We start from the raw sequence: 18,252 nt of genomic DNA on the forward strand, positions 1-18,252 counted from the left end.
GTCTAGCTGTTCGATCGAGGTCCCGGCTCGGCGCGACCTTAATCCTGAAACGGATCGCGAACAAGGATTGTATCGTCGCGCTCGGGCGAGGTGGAGAGGAGCGTGACCGGGGCCGCCACCAGCTCCTCTATGTGCCTGACATATTTGACGGCTTGCGCCGGAAGCTCGCTCCAGCGGCGCGCGCCCGCCGTCGTCTCCTGCCAGCCTTCCAAGGTCTCGTAGACCGGTTCGACCCGCTGTTGCTCGGCAAGACTTGCAGGGAGATAGTCGATCGTCTTGCCGTCTAGCCTGTAGCCGACGACGATCTTGATCTCCTCAAGTCCATCGAGGACGTCGAGCTTGGTCAGGGCCAGACCATGGATGCCGTTGATGGCGACGGCTTGGCGCACCAGCACCGCATCGAACCAGCCGCAGCGGCGCTTGCGGCCGGTGACGGTGCCGAACTCATGGCCCTTCTCGCCGAGGAACTGGCCGATCTCGTTCGTCTGCTCGCTCGGGAACGGCCCCTCGCCGACGCGGGTCGTGTAGGCCTTGGTGATGCCGAGGACGAAGCCGACGCTGCCGGGGCCGAGGCCGGAGCCGGCGGCCGCCTGGCCGGCGACGGTGTTCGACGACGTCACGAAGGGATAGGTGCCGTGGTCGATGTCGAGGAGCGTGCCCTGCGCGCCTTCGAAGAGGATCCGGTCGCCGGCCTTGCGCCGCTCGTCGAGCAGCCGCCAGACCCGGTCCATATAGGGGGTGATCGCACCGGCGACGGAGGTCAGTTCGTCGAGGATCGCCGAGGCGTCGATCTCGTCCTGGCCGAGCCCGCGGCGCAGCGGATTGTGGTGGGCGAGCAGCCGCTCCACGCGCTCCGGCAGGCTTTCGGGATGGGCGAGGTCCATGACGCGGATGGCGCGCCGGCCGACCTTGTCCTCATAGGCCGGGCCGATGCCGCGGCCGGTCGTGCCGATCTTGGTGCCGGAATTGGAGTTCTCGCGCGTCGCGTCGAGCTCGCGGTGCAGGGACAGGATCAGCGCGGCGTTGTCGGCGATCCTGAGCGAGGTCGGATCGATCTTGACACCCTGCCCTTCCAGCCGCGCCTTTTCCGCGACGAAGGCGTGCGGATCGAAGACGACGCCGTTGCCGATGACCGAGAGCTTGCCGGGCCGCACGACGCCCGAGGGCAGGAGCGACAGCTTATAGGAGACGCCGCCGACGACCAGCGTATGGCCGGCATTGTGGCCGCCCTGGAAGCGCACGACGACGTCGGCACGCTCCGACAGCCAGTCGACGATCTTGCCCTTCCCCTCGTCACCCCACTGCGATCCGACGACGACGACATTGGCCATCCGGCATTCCTTCCTGTCTTACGGCCTTCTCTCGTCCGGTCGCCGGACGGGCGCGAAATTCGCGCGGACTATAGTGGAGCGCATGCCGCGACGCGAGACGCGAGTTGGCATTTCAACGGCTTGAATCGGCAGAAACGGCAAGCCTGCCGAAAGGCTCGCGGCGGCGTCCGCTCCTGTCGATCCGTCAGATCGGCTTATTTTCGCAGCGGGCGCTTTGCGCGTCCGCCCCTGCCCGATAAACGGGCGAAATGAGAAGCCGATTCGCCCACCCCTATCTCGTCCTCGCGACCGTCGCCCTGTTCTGGGGCGGCAATGCGGTCGCCGGCAAGCTCGCCGCCGGCCATGTCTCGCCGATGCTGATCGTCCTGATCCGCTGGACGTTCGCGACGCTGCTGATCGCGCCCTTCGCCTGGCCGCATGTGCGGCGCGACCGGCTGGTGATCCGCCGCCACCTGCCGACGCTGTTTCTCCTGGGGGCGGCCGGCTTCGCCTGCTTCAACGCGATCTTCTATCTCGCCGTCACCTACACGACGGCGATCAACGTCACCATCGAGCAGTCGGCGATGCCGCTGATCGTGTTCGTCGCGAACTTCATCCTGTTCCGCACGGCGGTCATGCCGCTGCAGATCGTCGGGTTCCTGCTGACGCTCGTCGGCGTGCTCCTGACGGCGGGGCACGGCGATCTCGGCTCGCTGCTCCGCCTCGACCTCAACCGCGGCGACGCGCTGATGATGATCGCGGTGGTGCTCTACGGCGGCTATACGGTGGGGCTCCGGTTCAAGCCGGCGATCGACTGGCGCGCGATGCTGTTCGTCCTGTCGGCCTCGGCGCTGGTCGTCGCCATCGCCTTCGCCATCGCCGAGTGGTGGCTCGGCTACTCGCAGCTGCCGGACTGGCAGGGCTTCACGGCATCGCTCTACACCGCCGTCTTCCCCGGCCTCCTCGCCCAGGCGCTCTACATCAAGGGCGTCGAGATGATCGGCCCGAACCGGGCCAACCTCTTCATCAACCTCGTGCCGATCTTCGGGGCGGTGCTCGCCGTCGCCATCGTCGGCGAACAGTTCCACCTCTACCACCTCCTGGCGCTCGCCTGCGTCCTCGGCGGCATCACGCTGGCGGAGAAGAGTGCGCGGGGGAAGGCTTAGGCCGACCGGGCGAGGACTGGCGGCCTGATCGCACCCGGCTTGTGGCAGGCGGTGCCAAGCACTAGCTTCGGCCTGCGACGTGGCACGCGCGACGACGGAGATCGACCGATGCTCACCCTTGAGCTATCGCCCGAGGTGAACGAACGCCTGGAAACGCTGGCGAAGCGCACGGGGCGTTCGAAGAGCTTCTTCGCAGAAGAGGCCATCCTGCGGCAAATTGAGGATCTCGAAGACGTCTACCTCGCAGAGCAGGAACTCGCGGAGGTTCGCGCCGGTCGCAGCCGCACGCGCCCGCTTGCCGACGTCATGAAGACCTATGGCGTGGAGGATTGAGCTTTCCGAGGAAGCCGAAAGGAACCTGCAGAAACTGGACCGCCAGACCGTCTCGCGCTTGCTCCGATTCCTTCACGAGCGGGTCGCTAGGCTGGATGACCCTCGCGCGCTCGGCAAGCCATTGAAGGGCTCCGACCTGGGAAAGTTCTGGCGCTACCGGGTCGGCGATTATCGCATCGTCGCCCATATCGCGGATGCGGAACTGTTGGTTCTTGTCGTGAGAATCGGGCATCGGCGTGAGGTCTATCGCTGAAACCACAAGGCGTTCGGCTGCCGGACTGGAACGCCGCGACGGCCGGCGAGAGCGCCCGCAGTCGGCATCTGCGTCTGGCACGACCGAGCGCTTCAAGCGGCGAGCGGCTGCGCCACCGGCGCGACTGCGCCCTCGCCTTCGGCGGTGACGAAGCCGCCGCCGGCGCGCTTCGCCCGGTAGAGCGCCTGGTCGGCCCGCCGGATCAACACCTCGGGCGCGGCGGCTTCGCGCATCGAGGCAAGGCCGATGCTGACGCCGACTTCGGCCGCCGTGCCGTCGATCGCGAACGGCGCCTCGATCGCATCGACGATCGCTTCACATAATCGCAGGGCATCGGCTTCGTCGGTGCGCGGCAACAGGATCGCGAACTCGTCCCCGCCGAGCCGGGCGACGGTCGCCGTCTGCGGCGCCGCCTGCTTCAACCGCGTCCCGACGGCGCGGATCAGCGCGTCGCCCGCGGGATGGCCGAGCGTGTCGTTCACCTGCTTGAACCGGTCGAGGTCGAGGAGGAGCAGGCTGGTGTCGCGTGAACCCGCCCTGCAGGCGGCGGCCAGCCTCTCGTTGAAGCAGGCCCGGTTCGGCAGTTCCGTCAGGACGTCGTGGAAGGCGCGGTGGCGCGCCAGCGCCTCGCTCGCGCGAAGGGCCCGGGCGCCCTTGCGCAGGCTGGCGACGAGAACCGCGACGACCACCAGGATGGCGCACAGGGTGGCGAGAAGCGCAGGCACCATGCGCCCCGCGAGAATCTGCCCCGGCAGGTGCACCCGCCAGATCAGGTAGCCGACTGCCTGCCCCGCATCGTTGCGGAGCGCGAAGGACAACTCGTCGGTGCGCGGCCGGTCCCGCCAGGAGAACCGCGCCCCCTCGAACTGATACGTCTGCTGCAATTCCTTGAGGAAGCTGCCGTCGAGATAGTGGACGGCCAGATGGACATAGGCGTCCCGCGGGTCCTGCTTGATCTTCTGCGTGGAAGGGACGACCGGCTTGACGCTCAGCATGGCGGGGTGGCCGTCGACGACGACGATGTCGTTCGCGCCGGGGCTGCGGATCGTCGGGTCGGCGCTGTGCCATGTCCCGCTGGCGAGCGCCCGCCGCACCGCCGCCACCATCGGGCGCGCCACCGGCGCGATGGCGTCGTAGACGGCGGGCTCGGCCCGGCTGGTGCCGAGGGAGGCGTAGATCGGCCGATCCTGCGGATCGAGGATGACGATCCGCTCATGCCCGAAATACATGTTCATCCAGAGGCCGATATTGTCGTCGATCCAGTCGGGATCGAAGGGCCCGTGCAGATGCCGCACGGCCTCGTCCCAGTCGGTCACGCTCTCCTGGTCGTGGGCGATGCGCCGCACGGCCTGATCGAGGATCGAGGCCGCAAGATGCCGGTCGCGCTGGATGACGAGGTCGTTCGCCTCCCGGACCGACACGGCCAGAAGCAGGCAGGCGAGGCCGCCGATCAACAGGATCGCCAGGCCGGCAGGCACGGCGACGGTGAGCCAGCGATCGGGATCGGGAAGATAGGAGCGGTTCGGCATGCGAGCCTTGTCGCACGCCGCCGCTAAGAAGTTCCAACGTCCTGTTCGCAAACCATTTTCGGGATGAACAGGAGGTTAAGAGCGCCGTCGGAGCCGAGGCCCCGGCGGCGCGACGCCCGGATGAAGCCGGCGGGCGCTGCCGTGGCAGCGCCCGCCGAGCGTCCGGTCCTCAGCCCGTCACTTCCGCGACGTCGAACACCAGCGGCTTGGCGCTGGCGATCGTCTTGTGAGCGCGGACCTGGTCGAGCACGGCCTCCGGCACCGGCGAATCGACGTAGAGCAGGGCGATGGCGTCGCCGCCCGGGCGATCGCGGCCGAGCTGGAAGTTGGCGATGTTGACGCCCGCGTTCCCGAACGTGGTGCCGAGCAGGCCGATGATGCCCGGCGCGTCGTTGTTCGTGGTGTAGACCATGTAGCGGCCGACCTCGGCGTCGAGATTGATGCCCTTGATCTGGATGAAGCGCGGCTTGCCGTCCGAGAACACCGTGCCGGCGACCGAGCGGGTCTGCTTCTCCGTGGTGATCGTCAGCTTGATGTAGGTCTCGAAGACGCCGGACTGGTCGCGGCGGGACTCGGTGACCTGGATGCCGCGCTCCTTCGCCATCACCGGCGCCGAGACCATGTTGACGTCGGCCACCTGGCTCTTCATCAGGCCGGCGAGCGCGGCCGAGGTGAGCGCCTTGGTGTTCATCGTCGACACCGTCCCGTCATAGACGATCTCGACCGACTTGATCGGCTCCTCCGTCACCTGGCCGACGAAGGCGCCGAGGCATTCCGACAGCTTGACGAAGGGCGTCAGGATCGGCGCCTCCTCGGCGGTGATCGAGGGCATGTTGATGGCGTTCGAGACGGCGCCACGGATCAGGTAGTCCGACATCTGCTCGGCGACCTGCAGGGCGACGTTCTCCTGCGCTTCCGAGGTCGAGGCGCCGAGATGCGGGGTGCAGACGACGTTGTCGAGGCCGAAGAGGACGCTCTCGGTCGCGGGCTCCACCTCGAACACGTCGACGCCGGCGCCGGCCACCTTGCCCGACTTCAGCGCCGCGGCGAGATCCGCCTCGACGACGAGGCCGCCTCTGGCGCAGTTGATGATCCGCACGCCGTCCTTCATCTTCTCGATGGCGGCGGCGTTGATGATGCCCTTGGTCTTGTCGGTCATCGGCGTGTGCAGGGTGATGAAGTCGGCGCGCTTGAAGAGCTCGTCCAGCTCCACCTTCTCGATGCCGAGCTGCGCGGCGCGCTCGGCCGACAGGAACGGGTCGAAGGCGACGACGCGCATCTTCAGGCCGACGCCGCGCGAGGCGACGATCGAGCCGATATTGCCGCAGCCGATGATGCCGAGCGTCTTGCCGGTGATCTCGACGCCCATGAAGCGGTTCTTCTCCCACTTGCCGGCCTGCGTCGAAGCGTCGGCGGCGGGAAGCTGGCGGGCGACGGCGAACATCAGCGCGATGGCGTGCTCGGCCGTGGTGATCGAATTGCCGAAGGGCGTGTTCATCACGATGATGCCCTTCCGGCTGGCGGCCGGGATGTCGACATTGTCGACGCCGATGCCGGCGCGGCCGATCACCTTCAGCTTGGTCGCCGCCGCGATCAGCTTCTCCGTCGCCTTGGTGGCCGAGCGGATGGCGAGGCCGTCATACTGGCCGATGATCTCGAGAAGGGCGTCCTTGTCCTTGCCGATGTCGGGCATGTAGTCGACCTCGACGCCGCGGTCGGTGAAGATCTGCACGGCGGTGGGCGACAGCTTGTCGGATACGAGTACGCGAGGTGCCATGGGTCTGGTCCTTGTGACTGCGACGCGGCGACTTCGAGCCGGCGTCGGAGAATGACGAAAGCGAACGCTGAACTCGGCCGTCATCCCGGCTTCGAGCCGGGATCCATGCCTGACCATCTCGGCAGGCAGTCCGATCGAGGAAACGCACTCTTCCTCGACCCGATCGGTTCATGTTCGCCGATTTGGAATGGGTCCCGGCTCGAGGCCGGGATGACGAAGCGGTAAAGCTCGACGCCCTCCCTTCTCCGGCCTGCGGGAGAAGGTGGCCCGAAGGGCCGCATGAGCGGCTTCGCAGGGCGTGGACCTTGCAGAAACTCCGGTGGCGAGGCGCTGCGGCCCTCACCCGGCCGGCGCTCCGCGCCGTCCACCCTCTCCCGTTCCGGGAGAGGGGCAGGCGCCCGGCCCTCTCCCGTTGCCGGGAAAGACGAATGCTCAGGCCGCCTTCTTCAGCGCTGCCTTCTGCTCGCCGTAGGCCCAGCCAATCCAGGGCATCAGCGCCTCGATGTCGGCCGTCTCGACGGTCGCGCCGCACCAGATGCGGAGCCCGGCCGGGGCGTCACGATAGGCGCCGATGTCGAGGGCGACGCCCTCCTTCTCGAGCAGCGAAGCGACGCCCTTGGCGAAGGCGTTCTGCGCGTCTTCCGACTGGGCGACGAGGTCCGGATCGGTGAAGGTGAGGCAGACCGAGGTGTTGGAGCGGATCGCCGCGTCCTTGGCGAGGAAGCCGATCCAGTCGTTTGCCGCGACATAGGCTTCGACTGCGGCGAGATTGGCGTCGGCGCGCGCCTTCAGCGCATCGAGGCCACCGATCCGCTTGCCCCAGCCGAGCGCGTCGAGATAGTCCTCGGTCGCCAGCATCGAGGGCGTGTTGATGGTCTCGCCCTTGAAGATGCCCTCGATCAGCTTGCCGCCCTTGGTCATGCGGAAGATCTTCGGCAGCGGCCAGGCCGGCTTGTAGCTCTCCAGCCGCTCGACGGCGCGTGGACTGAGGATCAGCATGCCGTGCGCGGCCTCGCCGCCCATGACCTTCTGCCAAGAGAAGGTGACGACGTCGAGCTTCTCCCAGGGCAGGTCCTGCGCGAAGGCGGCCGAGGTCGCGTCGCAGATGGTGAGGCCCTGGCGGTTCGCGGGGATCGCGTCGCCGTTCGGCATCTTCACGCCGGAGGTCGTGCCGTTCCAGGTGAAGACGACGTCGCGGTCGAAGTCGACCTGGGAAAGGTCGACGATCTCGCCATAGGGTGCGTCGAAGGTCCTGACGTCCTTCAGCTGCAGCTGCTTGACCGCGTCGGTCACCCAGCCGGCGCCGAACGATTCCCAGGCAAGGACGTCGGTGCCGCGGGCGCCGAGCAGCGACCACATCGCCATCTCGACCGCGCCGGTGTCGGACGCCGGGACGATGCCGATGCGATAGTCGGCGGGCACGCGGAGCAGGTCGCGCGTGTCGTCGATCGCCTGTTGAAGCTTGGATTTGCCGACCTTGGCGCGGTGCGAGCGGCCGAGGGCGGCGTCGCTGAGCGCGTCCAGCGTCCAGCCGGGACGCTTGGCACAAGGGCCGGACGAGAATCGGGGATTGGCCGGACGCACGTCCGGCTTGGAGATGTTCGCCATCTGATAGCTACCCTTACAGATAGTTGCCTCTCGTTGGGGAGAGGTGTCCCACTGACGGCGCTACTCCCGGAGTACCCCTTCGGTCAAGCGACATTTCGGCGACAGCGCGGCGAACATCGCTGCGCCCGGGCGATGGATGGCCCAGCGCAGTCGCGAGAACACGCTGTCAGACGGGCCCTCCACCTGCGATCGCGGCTCAGTGGAGGCGGCTGGCGACGCGCCGGTAGAGAAGAGGACTATTTGCAATTTAAAGCTGTTGACGAAAAACGAATTCTCGTTCAACCTCCGGAATTCAAAGATGTGAGCCTGCGACTGACCTGCGCATCGGAGGTCGTGGCGGCACATACATTTTGCAATCATTCAGTTGTCGCATTGCAGTACGCGTCCGCGTAGATTTCTCACGACCGTGTGATGACGGGAGGGGATATCATCGAGAGCGAAATGACCGTGGCGAGCGACGGAACCTCCGTAACGGATCTGACTGGCCTTCTGGAGCAGGTCGCGCGGCGGCTGCACTCGCAGGGCTACGCCGCGCAGCTGTTTCCGGCGCAATGGTCGGCGCTGCGCTACCTCCACACCGCACCGCAACATCTTCGCACTGCGATCGACCTGGCGCGGCATCAGGGTCTCGCGTCTGGCGCCGTTGCGCGGACCGTGCGGACGCTGATCGAGAAGGGCTATCTTTCCAAGGGCGGGACGATCGGCCGCGGCCGCGCAGAGCGCCTTGAGCTCACCGATCGCGGTGTTCTGCTGCTGAAGAAGGATCCGCTGCGCATCATCGGACGATCGCTCGAGTCACTGTCCGACGAGGAGCGGGCGATCTTCGCCAAGGGGCTGAGGGCCGCCATCGGTGCGACGCGCGGCGAGGGTGTGCCGAAGCGCAGCGCGCCACGGCGCGTCAAGCCGCCGGCGCTTTCGGAAGTCTGAGTTCGACGACGACCGGCAGATGGTCCGACGCGCCGTCAGCCTGCCGGTCGACGCAGACGGTTAGCGACGCCCCCTCTCCCCGCAGGTAGATCCGGTCCATCCGGGCGAGCGGCCAGCGCGACGGCCAGCTCCGGGGCGCGGCATGCTCCGGCAGGACGGCGGCGAGCGTTCGATGGACCGGGCCGCGGGCCCATTCGTTGAAGTCGCCGAGGATCAGCATCGGCATGTCCGCTTCCGCCGCTGTGACGCGCGCCGCGATGAAGCCGGCCTGACGGCGACGCCCGCGCGGCGAGAGGCCGAAATGCGCAGCGATCAGGCCGAGCGGCCCGGCGGGTGTGGCGAGACGCGCCGCGATCGCGGCGCGCGGCTCCAGTCCCGGTCCCGGCAGCCGATGCACCTCTCCCCCGACCAGCGGCACCCGCGACCAGAGGAGATGGCCATAGGCGCGATCGCCCTCTCCCGTCGTTCGCGCCTCGACGACATGGCCGCCGAACGCTTCGGCGAAGAACCGGAAGGCGCCCGGCCGGCGGCCGAAATGCGCCCGGCCGTCGACCTCCTGCAGCGCCAGGACGTCCGGGTCGAGGCGCCGGACATGTTCGACGATCCGCTCGGGACGGCAGCGGCGGTCCGATCCGACGCTGCCATGGCAGTTCCAGGTGACGATCCGGATCGGATCGTGGAGATGGTCCTGTTCAGGCAGCGAAGCGGCTGTCGGCGGCATCGAGTTCGGCGCGCATGCGGGTGACGAGAAGGCTCGCATCCGGCGTGCAGTTCTCGTGGGTGAGGAGTTCGCCTGCCGCGATCGGCCGTGTCACGCGCGACTTCTCCGCCAGGCCGAGCGGCAGGGCGCGCTTCCCCCGCGCGTCCTCCCAGGTCATGGCGTAGCCGCGATAGTCGGCCTGGCCGATGCGGCCGAGGATCTCGCCGGGCGATAGTGCGCGTTTGGCGACGGCGCCGCATTCGGCGACCGGCCGGTCGACCGGCACCATGTCCGGCCGGCGGTACATCACCGCCCGCGCGGCGGACAGCGGCGTCTCCAGGCTGGTCAGGTGGAACGGCCGGATCAGCCCGAAGCAGGGACCCGGCCCGACCTTCAGGTCGGCGATGCGCTCGATGGCGCGGGGATGGCGCGGCTTCACGACGCAGAAGACGCCGGGCGCGACGCCCTTGCCGATCGTGTAGTCGACGCAGCCGGACTTCGACAGGATGCCGCCGTCCTCGGCGGTGCAGAGGACCTGGCCGATATTGTCGCGCGTCACCTCCGGCCCGTGCATGCCCGGCACGTCGGGCTTCAGCCCGGTGCAATTGGCGATCGCGGTCATCTCCACCATGGTCTTCGACCCGTCGATGAATTCGACCAGCATGCGGGCGTTCATGTTGCGCTGGCGCGCTTCCTCCTCGTACTCCTCGGGCACGGCGGAATGGCGCAGCGGGTTGTTCTTCCCCTTGCCGGCGGCGACGACATCCATGCCGAGCGCCTGGGCGAAGCCGATGAGTTCCAGCGTCGAAGCCGGCTCGTCGCCGGCCGAGCCCGTGTAGACGATGCCGGCCTCGCGCGCCTTCGCCGCGAGCAGCCGGCCGACCGTGATGTCCGCCTCGACGTTCAGCATCACGATGTGCTTGCCGTTGCGGATCGCCTCCAGCGCGAGGAACGTGCCGACCTCCGGGCTGCCGGTCGCATCCACCACCACGTCGATGCGGCCTGCCGCGCAGAGGGCGCCGAGATCGTCGGTGACGGCGATACGGCCGGCCTCGATCGTGCGGTCGATGTCGGCGGGCGAGGAGGCGAGCTGCCCGTGCCCGTCGGAATAGCCCGCCATGGCGATCGCCTCCATCGGCCGCTTCGGGCTGTTCGCCGCGACCGCGCCGACCCGGATGCCCTCCATCAGCGCCACCTGGACGACGATGTCGGTGCCCATCTGGCCGGCCCCGGCGAGCCCGATCGTCACCGGTCCATGGCGGTCGGTATAGGCGGAAAGCTCGGCGGCGAAGCCGACGCGGTCGATCATGGGCTGCGTTCCTCGGCGGGAAGATGTTTCGATGCGGGCACGATGCTAGCTGCCTTTGCGGGGGCCGGTGTCAAGCCCGGAACCCCGGCCCTGGCCTTCGCCGCTCGGCCGGCATAGATCGGAACTCATGAGCGAGGACCGCGACAACACCGCGAAGTCGAAGCGCCAGGAGCGGCTGGAAGCGGCTTTGCGGGAAAATCTAAAGCGGCGCAAGGAGCAGGCGCGCGCGCGGCGGAGGCCGGCGGCCGAGCCTGCCGAGGGGGGCGCGGAGAGCGCGGCTGCGGAGGCCGACGCGCCCGCCGCGGAAGCCGGCGACCAGCTAGGACATTTTGTCGAAGACAAGAACGCCCGGCGTTGACATATTTCAAACAGGTCTAAACCGGCATGGTGCATAGCTGGAGCGTGCGGTGGAGCGGTCGTCGCAGAACGGCGTTCCCCCGGCGCGAAACAGCAATTGCAGAACCCGCCATCGTCAGAATCCTCTGACACTCACAGCCACGTCGAGTGTAAAGTCTACTTGACACCAGCCGCCAGTGTGGTCTCCTCAGGCATGGACAAGGCCGGTGCCCAGACTTAGAACGCTTCTGACAAGGAGCCCCAGATGATCGACTACCAAAGCCACTTTGCGTCCGCGATCGAAGCCTTGCACGCCGAGAAGCGCTACCGGGTCTTCGCTGACCTCGAGCGGATCGCAGGTGCCTTTCCGCGCGCGATCTGGCGGCACGACGGCACGGCGCGGGAAATCACCGTGTGGTGTTCCAACGACTATCTCGGCATGGGCCAGCATCCGGACGTCATCGCCGCGATGACGCGCACCGTCAGCGCCATGGGCTCCGGCGCCGGCGGCACGCGCAACATCTCCGGCACCAACCATCCGCTGGTCGAACTCGAAGCCGAGCTCGCCGACCTCCACGGCAAGGAAGCGGCGCTGGTCTTCACCTCCGGCTTCGTCTCCAACGAGGCGTCGATCTCGACCATCGCCAAGCTCCTGCCGAACTGCCTGATCTATTCCGACGAGCTGAACCACGCCTCGATGATCGAGGGCGTGCGCAAGTCCGGCGCCAAGAAGCAGATCTTCCGGCACAACGACCTCCAGCATCTGGAAGAGCTGTTGAAGGCGGCGGAGCCCGGCCGACCGAAGCTGATCGTCTTCGAGAGCGTCTATTCGATGGACGGCGACATCGCCCCGATCGGCGCGATCTGCGACCTCGCCGAGAAGTACAACGCCATGACCTATATCGACGAGGTCCACGCCGTCGGCATGTACGGCCCGCGCGGCGGCGGCATCTCCGAGCGCGACGGCGTCGCGAACCGGATCGACGTCATCGAGGGCACGCTCGCCAAAGCCTTCGGCGTCCTCGGCGGCTATATCACCGGGTCGAAGGACCTGATCGATGCGGTGCGCTCCTATGCGCCGGGCTTCATCTTCACCACCGCCCTGCCCCCGGCGCTCGCCGCGGCCGCCACCGCCTCGATCCGCCACCTGAAGGCGAGCCAGGCCGAGCGCGATGCGCAGCAGCGCCAGGCTGCCCGCGCCAAGGCGGTGTTCGCCAATGCCGGTCTGCCGGTGATGCCGTCGGACACCCACATCGTGCCGGTGCTGGTCGGCGATCCCGACCTCTGCAAGAAGGCCTCCGACCACCTCCTGCAGCGCCACGGCATCTACATCCAGCCGATCAACTACCCGACCGTGCCGCGCGGCACGGAGCGGCTGCGCATCACGCCGACCCCGCTGCACGACGACGCGCTGATCGCGACGCTGACCGAGGCGCTGGTCGAGACCTGGAACGCGATCGGCATCGACTTCGCCGCGGAACGCCCCGCGAGCCCGGAGCGTTCGCAGAAGGTCACACCGCTGGTCGTCTCGCAGGCCGGCGGCTGATTCGAGGCGGCCTGCGATGGGGCGGGTCCGCCCTGCCTGAAAGGACCCGCCAAGGCCATGATGACAGTTTCGCTGCGCGATTATCTCGCCCGCCTGCCGCTCCCCGGCGACGCGGCCTGGCCGGACGGGCGCTTCGACATCGAGACGCTGGCGCACGGGACGATGTCCCTGCAGGTCTTCGCCCCGCGCGGCACCGACCACCAGACGCCTCACACCCAGGACGAACTCTACATCGTCGCCTCCGGCACCAGCGGCTTCGTCCATGAAGGCGAGCGGACCGAGGTGAAGGCCGGCGACGCGCTGTTCGTGCCGGCCGGCGACGACCATCGCTTCGTCGGCATGTCGGACGACTTCGTCGCCTGGGTGGTCTTCTACGGCCCCGCCGGCGGCGAGGCGGAAGCGCCGGAGCCCTCGGTCTTCGCTTCCGTCGACGCGTAGCGCGTCCAATCAGGCACCGGCGAGCCCGTTCGCGGCTCCTGTCGCAGCCAAGCCCGCGCCTCGTGCTCTAACGGCGGTAGAGCGTGCCGGGATAGGCGGCCTCGTCCGGCAGGCTGTCGCCGCCCTCGCCGAGCGGCAGTTGCATGAGGACGGTGTCGATCCAGCGGCCGAACTTGAAGCCGGACTTCTCGAAGATGCCGATCATGCGGAAGCCGGCGCGCTCGTGCAGCTTGATGGACGGCGCGTGGTCGGAACCGCCGATCACCGCGACCATCTGGCGGAAGCCGCTCTCCGTCGCCACCTCGACCAGCCGCGTCAGCAACGCCCGCCCGATCCCCTGCCCCTTCGCTTCCGGCGCCAGATAGATCGAATCCTCGACCGACCAGCGATAGGCCGGCCGCGTGCGGAAGGCGTTGGCATAGGCATAGCCGACGACCGTGCCGTCGGATCCTTCCGCGACGATGTAGGGATAGCCCTGGCCGATCGTCGCCTCGAAGCGGTTCGCCATCTCCGCCTCGTCCGGCGGCGTCAGCTCGTAGGTCGCCGTGCCGTGAAGGACCGCATGCTCGTAGATCGACGTGATGGCGGGAACGTCGGCGCGGGTCGCGGGGCGGATGGTGAAGGCGGTCATGGAGCGGCTCGGCGTCAAAGGGTCGGCGCGCGATCTTGCAGAACCCCGCCCAAAAGAAAAGGGCGGTCCCGAAGGACCGCCCCGTCGTCTGGCTCTGATCCTGCCGCTCAGTTGCGGTTGCCGAACAGCTGCAGGAGGAAGAGGAACATGTTGATGAAGTCGAGGTAGAGCCGCAGGGCGCCCATGACGGCCTTGCGGCCCATGACGGCCGAGCCGTCACCCTCGTAGTACATCTCCTTGATCTGCTGCGTGTCGTAGGCGGTCAGGCCCGCGAAGACCAGGACGCCGATCACGGAGATCGCGAAGGTCAGCGCCGAAGAAGCGAGGAAGATGTTGACGATCATCGCGATGACGATGCCGATCAGGCCCATGAACAGGAACGAGCCCATGCCCGACAGGTCGCGCTTGGTCGTGTAGCCGTAGAGCGACAGGGCGCCGAAGGACGCGGCCGTGATGAAGAAGACCTGGGTGATCGATTCCTGCGTGTAGACGAGGAAGATCGTCGACAGCGACAGGCCGACCATCGCGGCGTAGATCCAGAAGGTGCTCTGCGCCGCCGACACGCTCATCCTGTTGATGCGGAACGACAGGAAGAACACCATTGCGAGGGGAGCGAGCATCAGCACCCACTTCAGCGGCGACACGAAGACGGTGTAGCCGAGGTTGGTCAGGAAGAGGTCGGTCCCCACCTGATAGGCCGTCGGCTCATGCGTCGTCGCCGCCGCGAACAGCGCGTATGCGGCGATGCCCGTCAGGACGAGGCCGCCTGCCATCAGGTTGTAGACCTTGATCATATAGGACCGGAGGCCCTGGTCTATGTCGGCCCTGGTCCCGGCAGCGGGCACGGAGCGCATGCCCGTATTCCGAAAGTCAGCCATGGATCGAATTCCTTTCTGCGTGTCCCGTCCGGTGTCCGTCGGCCGGACCCTGTCGGATCTCGCCGCACGGAGGCGCCGCTGGCGGGACCCCCAGCAGTCCTGCGGACAATATGCGGATCGCAGGTTTCCAGCACAAGAGCGGGCCTGGGCGAACCGAGCAAATCCCACGGAATCGGGATTAATTCTGCGTTATCTTCCGTGACCGGCGGCACGCGCCGTGACACCGAAGATTGTAATCCCAGCCGCTTGGGTTAAGGTGGACTTGATGGTGACGGTTCTGCGGGAAGGCGGCTTTCGCTTCGTCATCTACACCGACGATCACGAACCGGCACATGTGCATGTCTTCGGCGATGGCGAGGCACGGATCGACCTTCTCCGGCTGGTGCCCCTTTCGGTCCGCGGCATGAAGCACCGCGACGTCGGCGAGGCCCTGGAGATCGTCGCCCGGAACCGAATTTCGTTCATCGCACGGTGGGAGCAGATCCATGGATGACCTTCTCGACGAGGGTGCCTATCGCGCCGCGGTCCAGGCAGGAGAAGAAGAGCGGCGACGGCAGCCGCTTCCCGCGGCCGCCACCTACGACCGCCGAAGTGGTCGAATTGTCGTCGAGTTCGAGAACGGCGCGGCGTTCATGGTGCCTGCCAGGTTGCTGCAGGGTCTTCAGGATGCATCCGACGACGATCTCGCCTCGGTCGAGCTTCTCGGTGAGACCGGCCTTCATTGGGAGGCTCTCGATGTCGACCTGTCGATCGCCGGCCTGATGGCCGGAATCTTCGGCACGGCGCGGTTCATGGCGCAGAGAGGCGGAGCGTCGCGTTCGCCGGCGAAGGCTTCCGCAGCCAGAGCCAATGGCGCGAAGGGAGGCCGTCCGAAGAAGGCCGGCAGCTGAGACGGTCGGCTAGAGCGAGATGAGATGAGCTCCGCTCATCATCTAGCTCTAGCTCTCTGGTTTCGCATAAGCTTTTCCGAAAACCGGTTCCCACTTTTCGGGATCATGCTCTAGAGGTTCCGCAGCACCGGTGCGGCCTTCTGGCCGAGGATGCGCCAGGTGCCGGCGAGGCCGAAGCCGACGGTGAGCACCAGCGAGACGACCAGCGTCGTCAGCGCCACCGTCCAGTCGAAGACGTAGGGCAGCGCCATGATCTTGGACACCACGAACCAGGCGGCGAGCGCGCCGGCGCCGATCGCGAACATCGCGGTGGCGAGGCCGAGCAGCAGGTACTCCGTCGCGAACGCCCGGATCAGCGTCCGCCGCGTGGCGCCGAGCGTCTTCAGGACGACGGCGTCGTGCACCCGGCCGCGACTGCCCGCCGCGAGCGCTCCCGCGAGCACCAGCACGGAGGCGACCAGCGCCACCGCCGCCGCGACCCGGATCGCCAGCGCCAGCTGCGCGATGAGGTCGTTGACCGCCTGCAGCGCCTCCTTCACCCGGATCGTCGTCACCGCCGGATAGGCATTGGTGACGCCGTTGACGATCGCCTTCTCGGCCGCCGCATTGTCCGTCGCGGCGGGAATCGTCAGCGTCGCGAGCCAGGAGTTCGGCGCGCCGGCGAAGGTCTCAGGCGTGAACACCATGATGAAGTTGATGCCGAGCGACTTCCATTCGACGGTGCGCAGATTGGCGATCCTCGCCGTGATGTTGCGGCCGAGGACGTTGACGGTCAGCGTGTCGCCGATCTTCAGGCCGAGTTCGTGGGCCTCGTCGGCGGCGAAGGAGACGAGCGGCTCGCCGTGATAGTCCTTCGGCCACCACTTTCCTTCGACAACGGTCGAGTGCTCCGGGACGGTCGGCGAATAGGTGATGCCGCGGTCGCCCTTCAGCACCCACCGCCCCTCCGGGGGCACTTTGACCTTCGTGGCATCGACACCGTTCAGCTTGACGATGCGGCCGCGCAGCATCGGCGCGGCATTGAGGTGCGAGCCGGGCGCGAGGGTCTCGATCTTCTGGCGGAAGGCGTCGATCTGGCCGGACTGGATGTCGACGAAGAAGAAGTCGGGGGCACGGTTGGCCATGCCCGTGCCGATCTCCTGGCGCAGGTCGAAGTCGATGATCGCGAGCGTCACGAGCAGCGTCAGGCCGAGGCCGAGCGACAGGACGACGGAGGGCGTCAGCGCGCCCGGCCGGTGGATGTTGCCGATGGCGAGCCGCAGCGGCGTCGAGCGAACCTTCGGCGCGCGGCGCGCGGCGAAGGCGATGCCGACCGCGACGAGCCGCAGGATGACGAAGGACGCCGCGGTGCCGGCAAGGAAGGTGAGCGCCACCTTCTTGTCGCCGGCCATGAGATAGGCGAGCGCGGCGATGACGAGCGCCAGCGCCACGGCGCCGCCGAGATAGGCGAGCCGCATGCGCCCGCTCCGACCGGTGCCGAGCTCGCGAAACAGCGCGGTCGCCGCGACGTCCCGCGTGCGCCCGAGCGGGATCAGCGCGAAGGCGAGCGCGGTGAGGACGCCGAAGGCCGCGGCCAGCGCCAGCGCCGCCGGATAGACCGAGGCATGGGCGGCGACCGGGATGACGCTTTCGAGGAAGCTCGCGGCGGCGAAGGGCGCGATCGCCCCGAGGATCAGGCCGAGCACGACGCCGACGCCGGCGAGCGTCATGATCTGCGCGAGATAGACGCCGACGACGAAGCGCCCGCTGGCGCCGAGCGACTTGAAGGTGGCGATCACCGGCCGCTTGGAGTCGAGATAGGCGCCGACCGCATTGGCGACGCCGACGCCGCCGACGATCAGCGCGGTGAGCCCGACCAGCGTGAGGAATTGCGAGAAGCGTTCGATGTTGCGCTGGAGTTCAGGCGCGGCCTGCTGCGAAGTGCGGATCTGGAAGCCGGAGTCCGGCAGCTTCTTGCGCGCCGCCTCGGCCACCGCCTGCGGGTTCTTCCCCTGCGGCAGGCGGATCCGATAGGCGTATTGAACGAGGCTGCCCGGCTGGATCAGCCCCGCGGCATCGAGGGCGGCGCGCGAGATCATCAGCCGTGGCGCGAAGTTGAAGCCGTCCGACAGGACGTCCGGCTCGCGCGTCAGCACCGCGCGCAGCTGCAGCGTCGCGTTGCCGAGCCTCACCGTCGCGCCCGGCTTGATGCCGAGGCGGTCGAACAGGCCCTGCGCGGCTACTGCGCCATAGGTGCCGTTCCGCTGCGCCAAGAGACTTTCGAGCGGACGCGCTGGATCGGTCTCGGCCTTGCCGTAGAGCGGGTAGGCGCCGTCCACCGCCTTCACCTCGGCGAGCGACTGGTCGCGGCCGTCCGGCAAGCGCACCATCGAGCGCAGCGTCGCCGCCTCCGACACGGTGCCGAGGCTGTGGAGATAAGTGGTCTCCGCCGGTGTCGCCTGGCGCTGGATCAGCGCGAAGCGCAGGTCGCCGCCGAGGATCGAACGACCCTCCTGCGCGATTCCCGTCGTCATCATGATCGCGACGGAGTTCACCGCCGCGATCGCCGCGACGCCGAGGGTGAGGCAAGCGAGGAAGATGTAGAAGCCGGAGAGGCCCCCGCGCATCTCGCGGAGCGCAAA

At 67.7% G+C, this 18,252-nt stretch carries 18 protein-coding genes; 9 read left to right on the plus strand and 9 right to left on the minus strand.

Features of this window, described 5'->3' with window-relative positions; translation table 11 throughout:
- Positions 1 to 38: 38 nt before the first annotated feature.
- Positions 39 to 1,331 (minus strand): adenylosuccinate synthase, encoded by a 1,293-nt coding sequence (locus AB5S17_RS13275; RefSeq protein WP_369240080.1) that lies wholly within the window; start codon positions 1,329 to 1,331, stop codon positions 39 to 41.
- A 248-nt stretch (positions 1,332 to 1,579) separates the two neighbouring features.
- On the opposite strand from AB5S17_RS13275, the gene AB5S17_RS13280 reads away from it, so the two are divergent.
- The 3 genes from AB5S17_RS13280 to AB5S17_RS13290 all read left to right on the plus strand — a co-directional run bounded on the left by AB5S17_RS13280 (position 1,580) and on the right by AB5S17_RS13290 (position 3,062).
- A complete protein-coding gene (locus tag AB5S17_RS13280) occupies positions 1,580 to 2,476 on the plus strand; it encodes a DMT family transporter (protein ID WP_369240082.1) in 897 nt (298 codons plus the stop codon).
- Between the two features lie 108 nt (positions 2,477 to 2,584).
- Entirely contained in the window at positions 2,585 to 2,809 is a 225-nt protein-coding gene (locus tag AB5S17_RS13285; protein ID WP_369240084.1) for a DUF6290 family protein, read from the plus strand.
- Positions 2,793 to 3,062, plus strand: coding sequence for a type II toxin-antitoxin system RelE/ParE family toxin (locus AB5S17_RS13290; protein ID WP_369240086.1), 270 nt, complete (start codon positions 2,793 to 2,795; stop codon positions 3,060 to 3,062). Before AB5S17_RS13285 ends, AB5S17_RS13290 begins: the two co-directional genes overlap by 17 nt.
- A gap of 92 nt (positions 3,063 to 3,154) precedes the next feature.
- Here AB5S17_RS13290 and AB5S17_RS13295 read toward each other — a convergent pair whose 3' ends face one another.
- The 3 genes from AB5S17_RS13295 to AB5S17_RS13305 all read right to left on the minus strand — a co-directional run bounded on the left by AB5S17_RS13295 (position 3,155) and on the right by AB5S17_RS13305 (position 7,976).
- Positions 3,155 to 4,591, minus strand: coding sequence for a diguanylate cyclase (locus tag AB5S17_RS13295; protein WP_369240088.1), 1,437 nt, complete (start codon positions 4,589 to 4,591; stop codon positions 3,155 to 3,157).
- 169 nt (positions 4,592 to 4,760) lie between these two features.
- Positions 4,761 to 6,368, minus strand: coding sequence for a phosphoglycerate dehydrogenase (gene serA / locus AB5S17_RS13300; RefSeq protein ID WP_369240090.1), 1,608 nt, complete (start codon positions 6,366 to 6,368; stop codon positions 4,761 to 4,763).
- Between the two features lie 432 nt (positions 6,369 to 6,800).
- Positions 6,801 to 7,976 (minus strand): phosphoserine transaminase, encoded by a 1,176-nt coding sequence (locus tag AB5S17_RS13305; protein WP_369240092.1) that lies wholly within the window; start codon positions 7,974 to 7,976, stop codon positions 6,801 to 6,803.
- 411 nt (positions 7,977 to 8,387) lie between these two features.
- Between AB5S17_RS13305 and AB5S17_RS13310 the strand changes: the two genes are divergently transcribed.
- Positions 8,388 to 8,903, plus strand: a complete 516-nt coding sequence (locus tag AB5S17_RS13310; protein ID WP_369240094.1) for a MarR family winged helix-turn-helix transcriptional regulator — start codon at positions 8,388 to 8,390, stop codon at positions 8,901 to 8,903.
- Here the strand turns inward: AB5S17_RS13310 and AB5S17_RS13315 are convergent.
- Positions 8,875 to 9,624, minus strand: coding sequence for an endonuclease/exonuclease/phosphatase family protein (locus tag AB5S17_RS13315; protein WP_369240096.1), 750 nt, complete (start codon positions 9,622 to 9,624; stop codon positions 8,875 to 8,877). The two genes, AB5S17_RS13310 and AB5S17_RS13315, sit on opposite strands and share 29 nt — an antisense overlap.
- Positions 9,596 to 10,912, minus strand: a complete 1,317-nt coding sequence (locus AB5S17_RS13320; RefSeq protein ID WP_369240098.1) for an NAD(P)H-dependent oxidoreductase — start codon at positions 10,910 to 10,912, stop codon at positions 9,596 to 9,598. The genes AB5S17_RS13315 and AB5S17_RS13320 overlap by 29 nt, the downstream gene beginning before the upstream one ends.
- A gap of 127 nt (positions 10,913 to 11,039) precedes the next feature.
- Here AB5S17_RS13320 and AB5S17_RS13325 point away from each other — a divergent pair, with 127 nt between their 5' ends.
- From AB5S17_RS13325 to AB5S17_RS13335, 3 genes are all read left to right on the plus strand, one after another.
- Positions 11,040 to 11,270, plus strand: a complete 231-nt coding sequence (locus AB5S17_RS13325) for a hypothetical protein (RefSeq protein ID WP_369240100.1) — start codon at positions 11,040 to 11,042, stop codon at positions 11,268 to 11,270.
- Positions 11,271 to 11,516: 246 nt separating this feature from the next.
- Positions 11,517 to 12,794 carry a 5-aminolevulinate synthase gene (hemA, locus tag AB5S17_RS13330; protein ID WP_369240301.1) on the plus strand — a complete coding sequence of 426 codons (1,278 nt, stop codon included), beginning with the start codon at positions 11,517 to 11,519 and terminating at the stop codon, positions 12,792 to 12,794.
- Between the two features lie 57 nt (positions 12,795 to 12,851).
- On the plus strand, positions 12,852 to 13,232 hold the full coding sequence (locus AB5S17_RS13335; protein WP_369240102.1) for a cupin domain-containing protein: 381 nt from the start codon (positions 12,852 to 12,854) through the stop codon (positions 13,230 to 13,232).
- A gap of 67 nt (positions 13,233 to 13,299) precedes the next feature.
- Here AB5S17_RS13335 and AB5S17_RS13340 read toward each other — a convergent pair whose 3' ends face one another.
- Together AB5S17_RS13340 and AB5S17_RS13345 are read right to left on the minus strand one after the other, a co-directional pair.
- Positions 13,300 to 13,863, minus strand: a complete 564-nt coding sequence (locus tag AB5S17_RS13340; protein ID WP_369240104.1) for an N-acetyltransferase family protein — start codon at positions 13,861 to 13,863, stop codon at positions 13,300 to 13,302.
- 107 nt (positions 13,864 to 13,970) lie between these two features.
- Positions 13,971 to 14,741, minus strand: a complete 771-nt coding sequence (locus tag AB5S17_RS13345) for a Bax inhibitor-1/YccA family protein (protein WP_369240106.1) — start codon at positions 14,739 to 14,741, stop codon at positions 13,971 to 13,973.
- Positions 14,742 to 15,006: 265 nt separating this feature from the next.
- Here AB5S17_RS13345 and AB5S17_RS13350 point away from each other — a divergent pair, with 265 nt between their 5' ends.
- Entirely contained in the window at positions 15,007 to 15,234 is a 228-nt protein-coding gene (locus tag AB5S17_RS13350) for a DUF4160 domain-containing protein (protein WP_369240108.1), read from the plus strand.
- A complete protein-coding gene (locus tag AB5S17_RS13355) occupies positions 15,227 to 15,631 on the plus strand; it encodes a DUF2442 domain-containing protein (protein ID WP_369240110.1) in 405 nt (134 codons plus the stop codon). Before AB5S17_RS13350 ends, AB5S17_RS13355 begins: the two co-directional genes overlap by 8 nt.
- A 110-nt stretch (positions 15,632 to 15,741) precedes the next feature.
- Here the strand turns inward: AB5S17_RS13355 and AB5S17_RS13360 are convergent, their stop codons facing one another.
- The gene (locus AB5S17_RS13360; RefSeq protein ID WP_369240303.1) at positions 15,742 to 18,237 is read right to left on the minus strand and encodes an ABC transporter permease; all 2,496 of its coding nucleotides are present in this window, start codon (positions 18,235 to 18,237) and stop codon (positions 15,742 to 15,744) included.
- Between the last annotated feature and the right edge of the window lie 15 nt (positions 18,238 to 18,252).

Source organism: Jiella sp. M17.18 (assembly GCF_041027365.1).
Lineage (GTDB): Bacteria > Pseudomonadota > Alphaproteobacteria > Rhizobiales > Rhizobiaceae > VKMB-3413.